Origin of the sequence: Streptomyces xiamenensis (assembly GCF_000993785.3) — a bacterium.
GTDB lineage: Bacteria > Actinomycetota > Actinomycetes > Streptomycetales > Streptomycetaceae > Streptomyces > Streptomyces xiamenensis.
Genome location: NZ_CP009922.3, coordinates 1,961,963 through 1,974,687 on the forward strand (window position 1 = coordinate 1,961,963; position 12,725 = coordinate 1,974,687).

7 protein-coding genes and 3 rRNA genes are annotated in these 12,725 nt (G+C 66.7%); 5 read left to right on the plus strand and 5 right to left on the minus strand.

Annotated elements, in window-relative coordinates:
* Window positions 1–13 precede the first annotated feature (13 nt).
* From SXIM_RS08860 to SXIM_RS08875, 4 genes are read left to right on the plus strand one after another with little or no spacing between them, the layout of a single operon-like run.
* Window positions 14–679 carry a DUF4129 domain-containing protein gene (locus SXIM_RS08860; protein ID WP_046723553.1) on the plus strand — a complete coding sequence of 222 codons (666 nt, stop codon included), beginning with the start codon at window positions 14–16 and terminating at the stop codon, window positions 677–679.
* Window positions 676–1,917, plus strand: a complete 1,242-nt coding sequence (locus SXIM_RS08865) for a DUF4350 domain-containing protein (protein ID WP_030724988.1) — start codon at window positions 676–678, stop codon at window positions 1,915–1,917. The genes SXIM_RS08860 and SXIM_RS08865 overlap by 4 nt, the downstream gene beginning before the upstream one ends.
* On the plus strand, window positions 1,914–2,897 hold the full coding sequence (locus tag SXIM_RS08870; protein ID WP_030724985.1) for an AAA family ATPase: 984 nt from the start codon (window positions 1,914–1,916) through the stop codon (window positions 2,895–2,897). Before SXIM_RS08865 ends, SXIM_RS08870 begins: the two co-directional genes overlap by 4 nt.
* Window positions 2,897–4,204: a DUF58 domain-containing protein gene (locus SXIM_RS08875; protein ID WP_030724982.1), complete on the plus strand. Its 1,308-nt coding sequence runs from the start codon at window positions 2,897–2,899 to the stop codon at window positions 4,202–4,204. The genes SXIM_RS08870 and SXIM_RS08875 overlap by 1 nt, the downstream gene beginning before the upstream one ends.
* Before the next feature lie 25 nt (window positions 4,205–4,229).
* Here the strand turns inward: SXIM_RS08875 and SXIM_RS08880 are convergent, their stop codons facing one another.
* The gene (locus SXIM_RS08880) at window positions 4,230–5,093 is read right to left on the minus strand and encodes a LysR family transcriptional regulator (protein ID WP_030724979.1); all 864 of its coding nucleotides are present in this window, start codon (window positions 5,091–5,093) and stop codon (window positions 4,230–4,232) included.
* A 146-nt stretch (window positions 5,094–5,239) separates the two neighbouring features.
* Between SXIM_RS08880 and SXIM_RS08885 the strand changes: the two genes are divergently transcribed.
* A complete protein-coding gene (locus SXIM_RS08885; protein ID WP_046723555.1) occupies window positions 5,240–6,121 on the plus strand; it encodes an oxidoreductase in 882 nt (293 codons plus the stop codon).
* A gap of 84 nt (window positions 6,122–6,205) precedes the next feature.
* On the opposite strand, the gene rrf is transcribed toward SXIM_RS08885, so the two are convergent.
* From rrf to SXIM_RS08905, 4 genes are all read right to left on the minus strand, one after another.
* A 5S ribosomal RNA gene (gene rrf, locus SXIM_RS08890) occupies window positions 6,206–6,322 on the minus strand.
* A 49-nt stretch (window positions 6,323–6,371) separates the two neighbouring features.
* Window positions 6,372–9,494, minus strand: a 23S ribosomal RNA gene (locus SXIM_RS08895).
* A gap of 188 nt (window positions 9,495–9,682) precedes the next feature.
* Window positions 9,683–11,212: ribosomal RNA gene (locus tag SXIM_RS08900) — 16S ribosomal RNA — on the minus strand.
* Together the 16S, 23S and 5S rRNA genes form the textbook arrangement of a ribosomal RNA operon.
* 501 nt (window positions 11,213–11,713) lie before the next feature.
* Window positions 11,714–12,721, minus strand: coding sequence for a stage II sporulation protein M (locus tag SXIM_RS08905; protein ID WP_030735551.1), 1,008 nt, complete (start codon window positions 12,719–12,721; stop codon window positions 11,714–11,716).
* Window positions 12,722–12,725 lie beyond the last annotated feature (4 nt).

Here is a 12,725-nt window from a genome sequence, read left to right on the forward strand (position 1 = left end):
GAACAGCACGAACATGATCAGCTTCGCCATGACCGGTGACGGCGACGGACCGCCGCTCACCATCGACCGCGAGGCCGCCCGCGAGGCGGCCGAGCGCGAACTGTCCCAACAGATATACGCCGAACACGAACCCGGCCTCGTCCGCCGGGTCTTCAACTGGGTCCTCGACCAGATCTTCGGCGCGCTCGAATCCGTCGCCTTCCACGCCCCCGGCGGCTGGCTCGGCATCCTCATCCTCACCCTCGTCGTCATCGGCCTCCTCATCGCCCTGCGGCTGCGCCTGGGCGCCCTGCGCACCGCCCGTTCGGCCACCGGCGGCACGCTGTTCGACAACCGCCCCCGCACCGCCGCCGAACACCGCGCCGACGCCGCCCGGCACGCCCAGCTCGGCCGGTGGGACCAGGCCGTCCAGGAACAACTGCGCGCCCTCATCCGCTCCCTGGAAGAACGCGCCCTCCTGGACCCCCGCCCCGGACGCACCGCCAACGAGGCCACCGCCGACGCCGCCCGCGTCATGCCCGCCCTCGCCACCCGGCTGCGCGCCGCCGCCACCACCTTCGACGCCGTCACCTACGGCGGCACCCACGCCACCCCCACCGACCACCACGAACTGCGCGACCTGGACGAGACGGTGCTGCGTACCAAACCCGACCTCACCGGCGCCGGAGCCCCCCGATGACCGCCACCGACACCGGCGCGGACACCGGCACCTCCGTCTCCCCCGACGCCCGACGGCTGTGGCGACGCGGCCGCGGACTGCTCATCGCCGCCGCCGCCCTCCTGATCACCGGCCTCGTCCTGGCCCTGCTCCGCTCCGGCGACAACGGCACCCTGCACCCCGACTCCGCCGCCCCGCTCGGCAGCCGCGCCGTAAATCAGCTCCTCACCGACCACGGCATCGACATCACCGTGGCCCACACCTCCGAAGAGGTGCTCGCCGAGCTGGACCGCCTGGACCGCAACGACTGGCCCGCCGCCACCCTCCTCATCACCCACCCCGAAAACCTCGCCCCCGAACGCCGCGACGCCCTGCGCCGCGAAACCCTGCGCACCGGCACCCGTACGGTCCTGGCCGGCGCGGGCCCCGACACCGCCGCCGCCTTCACCCCCGGCATCGAGGTCGCCCCGTCCGCCCCCACCGGCGAACTCGACCCCGGCTGCGCCACCGACCTCACCGAGCGGGCCGGCAGCGCCCAGCTCGGCGGCCACCGCTACCTCCTGCCGCCCGACACCGACCGGGCGACCGCCGCCGCGGCCTGCTACCCATTCGCCGGGCTGCCCACCCTCGTCACCCACCACGCCGGCGGCCCCTCCGAAACCGTCCTGCTCGGCGCCCCCGACCTCCTGTACAACGCGAACCTGGACGCCTACGGCAACGCCTCCCTGGCCCTGCAACTCCTCGGCGCCCGCGAGCACCTCATCTGGTACCTGCCCACCGCCGCCGACGCCCCCGGCAGCGGCCAGGACCGCAGCCTCACCGACCTCATGGCCCCCGGCTGGCGCTGGGCCGCCCTCCAGCTCGCCATCGCCGCCGCGCTCACCGCGTTCTGGCGCGGCCGGCGCCTGGGCCCCGTCGTCACCGAACGGCTCCCCGTCTCCGTACGCGCCGCCGAGACCACCGAGGGCCGCGCCCGCCTCTACCACCGCAACGGCGCCCGCGACCGCGCCGCCGAAGCCCTGCGCTCCGCCGCCCGCACCCGCCTCGCACCCCGCGTCGGCGTCGCCCCGGCCGCCGCCCACTCTCCCGAGGACCTGCTGCACGCGCTCGCCGCCCACACCCACCGGGCCGCCGCCGACCTGCACGCCCTCCTCTTCGGCCCGGCCCCCGCCGACGACCCCGCGCTCGTCGCCCTCGCCGACGACCTCGACGCCCTGGAAGCAAGCCTCACCCCCGACCCGAAGGACCCGAGCCAGTGACCAGCCCGACCGGAACCGCCGAGCCCACCCCGTCCTCCCCCCGCACCGCCCTGGAGGCCCTGCGCGGCGAGATCGGCAAGGCCGTCGTCGGCCAGGACGCCGCCGTCACCGGCCTGGTCGTCGCCCTGCTGTGCAAGGGCCACGTCCTCCTCGAAGGCGTCCCGGGCGTCGCCAAGACCCTGCTGGTCAAGACCCTCGCCACCGCACTCGAACTCGACACCAAGCGCGTCCAGTTCACCCCCGACCTGATGCCCTCCGACATCACCGGCTCGCTGGTCTACGACACCCGCACCGCCGAGTTCTCCTTCCAGGCCGGCCCGGTCTTCACCAACCTCCTCCTGGCCGACGAGATCAACCGGACCCCGCCCAAGACCCAGGCCTCCCTGCTCGAAGCCATGGAGGAACGCCAGGTCTCCGTCGACGGCACCCCCCGCCCGCTCCCCGAGCCCTTCCTGGTCGCCGCCACCCAGAACCCCGTCGAGTACGAGGGCACCTACCCTCTCCCCGAGGCCCAGCTCGACCGCTTCCTCCTCAAGCTGACCCTGCCGCTGCCCAGTCGCGAGCAGGAGATCGACGTCCTCAACCGGCACGCCGCCGGCTTCGACCCCCGCGACCTCGGCGCCGCGGGCGTGCGCACCGTCGCCGGTCCCGGGGAACTCGCCGCCGCCCGCGAGGAGGTCGCCAAGGTCACCGTCTCCCCCGAGATCAGCGGCTACGTCGTCGACCTGTGCCGCGCCACCCGCACCTCGCCCTCCCTCGCCCTGGGCGTCTCCCCGCGCGGTGCCAAGGCCCTGCTGTCCACCGCCCGCGCCTGGGCCTGGCTGTCCGGACGCGCCTTCGTCGTCCCCGACGACGTCAAGGCCCTCGCCCTGCCCACCCTGCGGCACCGCGTCCGGCTGCGCCCGGAGAGCGAGATGGAGGGCATCAGCGCCGACACCGTCATCAGCGGCCTCCTCGCGCACGTCCCGGTCCCCCGCTGATGGCCCTGACCGGACGCACCGCCCTCATCGCCGCGCTCGGCGCGCTGATCGCCGGCCTGCTGCCGGGCTGGGGCGGCATCGCCGCCGTGTGCCTGCCCCTGCTGGCGGCCATCGGGTACGACCTGCTGCGCGCCGCCCCGGTCCGCACCCTCCACCTGAGCCGTCCCGCGTCGGTCTCCGTCCGGCTGGGCGAGAGAGCGGAGGTGGACCTGACGGTCACCAACCTCTCCGGACGGCCGCTGACGGCGGACCTCAGAGACGCCTGGCCGCCCAGCGGCTGGCAGCCGGGCACCCAGTACGCCGCCGCCCGCCACCACCTGAGCGTCCCGGCCGGCGAACGCCGCCGCGTCACCACCGTCCTGCACCCCACCCGCCGCGGCGACCACGCGGCGGTACGGGTCACGATCCGCTCGCACGGCCCACTCGGTCTCGCCGCCCGCCAGGGCAGCCACCGCGTCCCGGGTACGGTCCGGGTCCTGCCGCCGTTCAGCAGCCGCAAGCACCTGCCGTCCAAACTGGCCAGGCTGCGCGAGCTGGACGGCCGCACCAGCGTCATGCTGCGCGGCGAGGGCACCGAGTTCGACAGCCTGCGCGACTACGTGCCGGGGGACGATGTCCGTTCCATCGACTGGCGGGCCACCGCCCGCCGGTCCGCGGTGGCCGTCCGCACCTGGCGCCCCGAACGCGACCGCCATCTGCTGCTGGTGCTGGACACCGGCCGTACGGCGGCCGGCCGGGTCGGCGACGTCCCGCGCCTGGACGCCGCGATGGACGCCTCCCTGCTGCTGACCGCGCTGGCCGCGCACGCGGGGGACCGCGTCGACCTGCTGGCCTTCGACCGCCGCACCCGCGCCGCCGTACGCGGCCGCACCGGCAAGGACGTGCTGCCTGCCGTCGTCCAGGCCCTCGCTCCGCTGGAACCCGCGCTGATCGAGAGCGACATGACCGCCCTGGCCACCGCGGCCCGGGCCGGCGCCCCGCGGCGTTCGCTGATCGTGCTGTTCACGACGCTGGAGACCGCCCCGGTGGAGATGGGCCTGCTGCCCGTGCTCCCGCAGCTGACCCAGCGTCACACCGTCCTGGTGGCGGCGGTGGGCGACCCGCGCGTCGAGGAGATGCGCACGGCCAGGGGCACCGCCACCGCCGTCTACGAGGCGGCGGCAGCGGCCCAGCACGATGAGGAGCGCCGCCGGACGAGGGCCCGGCTGACCCGGCTCGGCGTCACGGTGGTCGAGGCCCCGCCCGCCGACCTCCCCCCGGCGGTCGCGGACGCGTACCTCTCGCTGAAGGCGGCCGGCAAACTCTAGGTGTGGTGTTCCGGGGCGCCGGGCGTCACAACCGGGTGGCCGTACGGACCAGCCCGGCGAGGGCGAGCGAACGGCTGTGCGCGGGCCAGGCGATGTGCGTGACGACGGGGGGCGCGTCGCTCAGCGGGACCGCGGCGTGCTCGGCCCACAGCCAGGCGCGGGCCGATTCGGGGTAGACGGCCACCGTGCGGCCCAGGGCGATCAACTGGGCCAGCTGCGTCTGATCGTGGATCTCCGGACCCGGACCGGGCGGGTACGTGCCGTGCCGGGCCCACCGCGCGAGCGGCAGACCGGGGATGCCACCGACCTCGGCCAGGGACAGCGAAGCGCGCGCCGCGAGCGGGTGCCCGGCCGGCAGGACGGCGATCTGTCCCTCGGTCCTGAGCTCCTCGCTGTCGAACCCGGCCAGGGAGTTGAACGGCGCGTGCATGAGCGCCACATCGGCGCGGCCGTCCCGCAGCATTTCGCCCTGCTCACAGGTACCGCTCGGCAGCACCTCGATCTCGGCGGCGCCCGGCTCGGCCGCGTAGGCGTCGAGCAGCGCGTGCAGCAGGTCGTGGGACGCGCCCGCCTTCACCGCCAGCACCAGACGCTCGCCGCCGCGCTCCCGGTCACCGGCGCCACCGGCGCGACGGGCACGGCGGGCGGCGGCCGTGGTCGCGTCGAGGGCGGCGCGGCCCTCGTGCAGCAGGACCTCGCCCGCGCTCGTCAGCCGGACGCCACGGCGGTTGCGGGTCAGCAGCGGGACGCCGAGCCGCCGCTCCAACTGCTGGATCGCCCGCGACAGCGGCGGCTGCGCGATCCCGACGCGCTCGGCGGCACGGCCGAAGTGCAGTTCCTCGGCGACGGCGACGAAGTACCTCAACTCACGGGTCTCCAGGGTGTCCACGGCCCCACCCTAGACCGGTGATACCGGCCGGGTATCACCGTGCACCGGATGAGTGTTGGCCGCCCGGTGCGTCGCCGGGCGAGGATCACGCTGAACGGCTCACCGAGCCCTGTACGGCAACCCGGCCCAGCGAGAAGGACACCCCCATGACCACACCCTCCACCTCACTGCCCGGCGGTACCTGGGCCCTGGGTGATCTGACCGTGACCCGATTCGGTTACGGCGCCATGCAGCTCGCCGGCCCCGGGGTCATGGGCCCGCCCGCCGACCACGAGGGGGCGCTGGCGGTGCTGCGCGAGGCCGTCGCCCTGGGAATCAGCCACATCGACACCGCGGGCGCCTACGGACCACGTGTCACCAACCGGCTGATCCGCGAGGCGCTGCGTCCCTATGCCGCACCGCTGCGCATCGTCACCAAGGTCGGCGCCGTGCGCGACGAGCGCGGCGGCTGGATCCCCGCCCGCCGGCCGGGGGAACTGCGCGACGCGGTACGGGAGAACCTCGATGACCTGGGTCTTGACGCGCTCGACGTGGTGAACCTGCGGCTCGGGGACGCCCGGGGCCCCCGTCAGGAATCGCTCGCCGAGCCCTTCGAGGCTCTCCTGGAACTCCAGCGGCAGGGTCTGATCCGGCACCTGGGCGTGAGCAACGCGACGGCGGAACAGGTCGCCGAGGCACGGGCGATGGCGCCGATCGTGTGTGTGCAGAACATGTACAACCTCGCCCACCGCCAGGACGACACCCTCATCGACGAGCTGGCCGGGGCCGGCATCGCCTACGTGCCCTTCTTCCCGCTCGGTGGCTTCACCCCGCTGCAGGCGACGGCGCTGTCCGCCGTGGCCGACCGGCTGGCGGCGACGCGGATGTCGGTCGCCCTGGCGTGGCTGCTGCGGCGGTCGCCGAACATTCTGCTCATTCCCGGTACCTCGTCGGTGGCCCACCTGCGCGAGAACGTGGCCGGCGCGGGGCTCGCGCTCTCCGAGGAGGATCTCGCCGAACTGGACTCGATCGGCCGCCGGCGCCGGTAGCTCCGGCAACTCCCAAGGCACAGAAAAACAGAAAGAGGCCCGTTGGGGGATCGAAATCCCCCAACGGGCCTCTTCTCAAAGATTGTTCGGCGGCGACCTACTCTCCCACACGGTCCCCCATGCAGTACCATCGGCGCTGAAAGGCTTAGCTTCCGGGTTCGGAATGTAACCGGGCGTTTCCCTTTCGCCATGACCACCGAAACTCTAATGGTTGTCATTCGAAAAAAAATCACAGTGGACGCGAGCATCTGAGGACAAGCCCTCGGCCTATTAGTACCAGTCAACTCCACCTCTCACGAGGCTTCCATATCTGGCCTATCAACCCTGTCGTCTACAGGGAGCCTTACCCCATCAAGTGGGTGGGAGTCCTCATCTCGAAGCAGGCTTCCCGCTTAGATGCTTTCAGCGGTTATCCTTTCCGAACGTAGCCAACCAGCCATGCCCTTGGCAGAACAACTGGCACACCAGAGGTTCGTCCGTCCCGGTCCTCTCGTACTAGGGACAGCCCTTCTCAAGACTCCAACGCGCACAGCGGATAGGGACCGAACTGTCTCACGACGTTCTAAACCCAGCTCGCGTACCGCTTTAATGGGCGAACAGCCCAACCCTTGGGACCAACTCCAGCCCCAGGATGCGACGAGCCGACATCGAGGTGCCAAACCATCCCGTCGATACGGACTCTTGGGGAAGATCAGCCTGTTATCCCCGGGGTACCTTTTATCCGTTGAGCGACGGCGCTTCCACAAACCACCGCCGGATCACTAGTCCCTGCTTTCGCACCTGCTCGACCTGCCAGTCTCACAGTCAAGCTCCCTTGTGCACTTACACTCACCACCTGATGACCAACCAGGCTGAGGGAACCTTTGGGCGCCTCCGTTACTCTTTAGGAGGCAACCGCCCCAGTTAAACTACCCACCAGACACTGTCCCCGATCCGGATCACGGACCCAGGTTAGACATCCAGCACGATCAGAGTGGTATTTCAACAACGACTCCACCTGAACTAGCGTCCAGGCTTCACAGTCTCCCACCTATCCTACACAAACCGAACCGAACACCAATATCAAGCTATAGTAAAGGTCCCGGGGTCTTTCCGTCCTGCTGCGCGAAACGAGCATCTTTACTCGTAGTGCAATTTCACCGGGCCTATGGTTGAGACAGTCAAGAAGTCGTTACGCCATTCGTGCAGGTCGGAACTTACCCGACAAGGAATTTCGCTACCTTAGGATGGTTATAGTTACCACCGCCGTTTACTGGCGCTTAAGTTCTCAGCTTCGCCACACCGAAATGTGACTAACCGGTCCCCTTAACGTTCCAGCACCGGGCAGGCGTCAGTCCGTATACATCGCCTTACAGCTTCGCACGGACCTGTGTTTTTAGTAAACAGTCGCTTCTCGCTGGTCTCTGCGGCCACCCCCAGCTCAGAGAGCAAGTCTCATCACCAGAAATGGCCCCCCTTCTCCCGAAGTTACGGGGGCATTTTGCCGAGTTCCTTAACCATAGTTCACCCGAACGCCTCGGTATACTCTACCTGACCACCTGAGTCGGTTTAGGGTACGGGCCATTGTGAAACTCGCTAGAGGCTTTTCTCGACAGCATAGGATCATCCACTTCACCACAATCGGCTCGGCATCAGGTCTCACCCTCGTGTGGAACGGATTTACCTGCTCCACGGGCCACACCCTTACCCCGGGACAACCACCGCCCGGGCTGGACTACCTTCCTGCGTCACCCCATCACTCACCTACTACAGGTCTGGACCACCGACTCCACCACTCCACCCACCCCCGAAGGGACAGATGGCGGCTTCGCGGGCTTAGCATCGCCTGATTCAGCGTTGGCGCTCCACAACGGGTACCGGAATATCAACCGGTTATCCATCGACTACGCCTGTCGGCCTCGCCTTAGGCCCCGACTTACCCTGGGCAGATCAACTTGACCCAGGAACCCTTAGTCAATCGGCGCAAGAGTTTCCCACTCTTGTATCGCTACTCATGCCTGCATTCTCACTCGCATACCGTCCACAACTCGTTTCCACGGCTGCTTCACCCGGCACACGACGCTCCCCTACCCACCACAACCTTCGTTAGAAGTATTGTTGCAGTGACACGACTTCGGCGGTGTACTTGAGCCCCGCTACATTGTCGGCGCAGAATCACTCGACCAGTGAGCTATTACGCACTCTTTCAAGGGTGGCTGCTTCTAAGCCAACCTCCTGGTTGTCTCTGCGACTCCACATCCTTTCCCACTTAGCACACGCTTAGGGGCCTTAGTCGATGCTCTGGGCTGTTTCCCTCTCGACCATGGAGCTTATCCCCCACAGTCTCACTGCCGCGCTCTCACTTACCGGCATTCGGAGTTTGGCTAAGGTCAGTAACCCGGTAAGGCCCATCACCTATCCAGTGCTCTACCTCCGGCAAGAAACACACGACGCTGCACCTAAATGCATTTCGGGGAGAACCAGCTATCACGGAGTTTGATTGGCCTTTCACCCCTAACCACAGGTCATCCCCCAGATTTTCAACTCTGGTGGGTTCGGGCCTCCACGAGGTCTTACCCTCGCTTCACCCTGCCCATGGCTAGATCACTCCGCTTCGGGTCTAGGGCATGCTACTGAGTCGCCCTGTTCGGACTCGCTTTCGCTACGGCTACCCCACACGGGTTAACCTCGCAACACACCGCAAACTCGCAGGCTCATTCTTCAAAAGGCACGCAGTCACGGCACACAGAGCAAGCTCTGTGCACGACGCTCCCACGGCTTGTAGGCACACGGTTTCAGGAACTATTTCACTCCGCTCCCGCGGTACTTTTCACCATTCCCTCACGGTACTATCCACTATCGGTCACCAGGGAATATTTAGGCTTAACGGGTGGTCCCGCCAGATTCACACAGGATTTCTCGGGCCCCATGCTACTTGGGAAACCTTCAAGTGAGCCATGCAGATTTCAGCTACGGGGGTCTTACCCTCTACGCCGGGCCTTTCGCATGCCCTTCGCCTATCCACACAGTTTCTTACTCACCGACCGTCCGGCAGAACGATCAAAAAAGCTCCCACAACCCCGCATGCGCAACCCCTGCCGGGTATCACACACATACGGTTTAGCCTCCTCCGGTTTCGCTCACCACTACTCCCGGAATCACGGTTGTTTTCTCTTCCTGCGGGTACTGAGATGTTTCACTTCCCCGCGTTCCCTCCACACCGCCTATACATTCAGCAGTGGGTGACAGCCCATAACGACTGCCGGGTTTCCCCATTCGGAAACCCCCGGATCACAGCTAGGTTGACAACTCCCCGGGGACTATCGCGGCCTCCCACGTCCTTCATCGGTTCCTGGTACCAAGGCATCCACCGTGCGCCCTTAAAAACTTGGCCACAGATGCTCGCGTCCACTGTGCAATTCTCAAACAACAACCGAAGATTCGACCTTTCACAGCCGTACCTTCAGACACCCAACAGCGTGCACAAATAAAGCGTCAATGTTCCACCCATGAGCAAACCACCGCCGGACACTCGCCGGCGTAGTGGCTCTGGACCGCTCTCGCGGTCGAGAAGCTCCTTAGAAAGGAGGTGATCCAGCCGCACCTTCCGGTACGGCTACCTTGTTACGACTTCGTCCCAATCGCCAGTCCCACCTTCGACAGCTCCCTCCCACAAGGGGTTAGGCCACCGGCTTCGGGTGTTACCGACTTTCATGACGTGACGGGCGGTGTGTACAAGGCCCGGGAACGTATTCACCGCAGCAATGCTGATCTGCGATTACTAGCGACTCCGACTTCATGGGGTCGAGTTGCAGACCCCAATCCGAACTGAGACCGGCTTTTTGAGATTCGCTCCACCTCGCGGTATCGCAGCTCATTGTACCGGCCATTGTAGCACGTGTGCAGCCCAAGACATAAGGGGCATGATGACTTGACGTCGTCCCCACCTTCCTCCGAGTTGACCCCGGCAGTCTCCCGTGAGTCCCCGGCACCCCCGAAGGGATCCGCTGGCAACACAGGATAAGGGTTGCGCTCGTTGCGGGACTTAACCCAACATCTCACGACACGAGCTGACGACAGCCATGCACCACCTGTACACCGACCACAAGGGGGCGACCATCTCTGGCCGTTTCCGGTGTATGTCAAGCCTTGGTAAGGTTCTTCGCGTTGCGTCGAATTAAGCCACATGCTCCGCCGCTTGTGCGGGCCCCCGTCAATTCCTTTGAGTTTTAGCCTTGCGGCCGTACTCCCCAGGCGGGGCACTTAATGCGTTAGCTGCGGCACGGACAACGTGGAATGTTGCCCACACCTAGTGCCCACCGTTTACGGCGTGGACTACCAGGGTATCTAATCCTGTTCGCTCCCCACGCTTTCGCTCCTCAGCGTCAGTATCGGCCCAGAGATCCGCCTTCGCCACCGGTGTTCCTCCTGATATCTGCGCATTTCACCGCTACACCAGGAATTCCGATCTCCCCTACCGAACTCTAGCCTGCCCGTATCGACTGCAGACCCAGGGTTAAGCCCTGGGCTTTCACAATCGACGCGACAGGCCGCCTACGAGCTCTTTACGCCCAATAATTCCGGACAACGCTTGCACCCTACGTATTACCGCGGCTGCTGGCACGTAGTTAGCCGGTGCTTCTTCTGCAGGTACCGTCACTTTCGCTTCTTCCCTGCTGAAAGAGGTTTACAACCCGAAGGCCGTCATCCCTCACGCGGCGTCGCTGCATCAGGCTTTCGCCCATTGTGCAATATTCCCCACTGCTGCCTCCCGTAGGAGTCTGGGCCGTGTCTCAGTCCCAGTGTGGCCGGTCACCCTCTCAGGCCGGCTACCCGTCGTCGTCTTGGTAGGCCACTACCCCACCAACAAACTGATAGGCCGCGGGCTCATCCTGCACCGCCGGAACTTTCCACACACGAGCATGCGCTCATGTGTCGTATCCGGTATTAGACCCAGTTTCCCGGGCTTATCCCAGAGTGCAGGGCAGATTGCCCACGTGTTACTCACCCGTTCGCCACTAATCCCCGGCCGAAACCGGTTCATCGTTCGACTTGCATGTGTTAAGCACGCCGCCAGCGTTCGTCCTGAGCCAGGATCAAACTCTCCATGAATGCTTCATGTAAGAGCAAGGAAAATCCTCGCTTAAATGCTGCACCTCAGACGAGATCGAGATGCAGACTCAGTAAATGCTGTGTCTTTTAAAGACTGCTGGCATTGACTATTTGGCACGCTGTTGAGTTCTCAAGGAACGGATGCTTCCTTTGGTTCCCTCTCGGGCCCCTCCGGGCTTTCCCTTCGTGTTTCCCAGCTTACCACACTCGGTTTCCCGAACTTGGCCTCCGCTGGGAGGAGTTGGGCCTTTCGGCCCGGTAAGTTTTTCGCCCTCCGGCGTGTCCACCACTTTAGAGGATTTCCCCGCCGGATTCAAAATCCGGGGCCGAGTACCGAATTTGGGCAAGCCAAATAAGGCCCTCGCGGGGTCGTTCTCTTTCGAGTGAGTGCCGCCTTCGTGATCGCGTGATCATGTGCGGCGAGATGTGCCGTCCAGGCCCCGAGGGGCGGACAGCTCGGAGAACATTACGCATCCCCCACCCCACCGTCAAATCCACTGCTCAGGCCGCGACAGGTACCTCGGCCGGCCGGTCGGCCTCGGCCATGTCGCCCGTCTCGCCGGCCTCCACCGCGCGCTTCCCGACCACGAACACGTACGCCAGGAACGCCAGCTCCGCCACCACTCCGATCGCGATCCGCGCCCAGGTCGGCAGCCCCGACGGGGTCACGAAGCCCTCGATCAGTCCGGAGACGAACAGCACCAGCGCCAGACCCAGCGCCATCCCGATCGCCGCCCGGCCCTCGGCCGCCAGCGCCGTCAGCCGGGTCCGCGGCCCCGGGTCCAGCACCGTCCAGCCGAGCCGCAGCCCCACCCCCGCCGCGACGAACACCGCCGTCAGCTCCAGCAGCCCGTGCGGCAGGATCAGCCCCAGGAACACATCGAGCCGGTCGGCCGACGCCATCAGCCCGACGCCGGTCGCCACATTCACTGCGTTCGAGAACAGCACCCACAGCACCGGGATCCCCAACAGCGCACCGAACGCCAGCGACATCCCCGCCACCTGCGCGTTGTTCGTCCACACCTGGGCCGAGAACGCCGCCGCCGGACTGCTGGAGTAATACGTCTCGTACTGGCCGCCGGGACGCGTCATCTCCCGCAGCTCCTCCGGTGCCGCCATCGACGCCTGCACCTCGGGGTTGGCCGCGATCCACCACCCCATGCCCGCCACGGCCACCGTGAAGAGCACCGCCACCGGCACCCACCACCGCCGGGTGCGGTACAGCGCCGCCGGGAAGCCGGCCGTGAAGAAGTGCGCCGCGTCCCGCCACGTGGCCTTCCGCGTCCCCACCACCTTCGCCCGGGCCCGCGCCACCAGCGTGGTCAGCCGGTTGATCAGCACCGGATCGGGTGAGGAGGACTGGATCTGCGACAGCTGCGTCGAGGTGCGCTGGTACAACACCACCAGTTCGTCCGTCTCGGCCCCACTGAGCCGCCGACGCCGCCGCAGCAGCTGATCCAGCCGGTCCCACTCCGGCCCGTGCGCGGCCATGAAGACATCGAGATCCATAGGG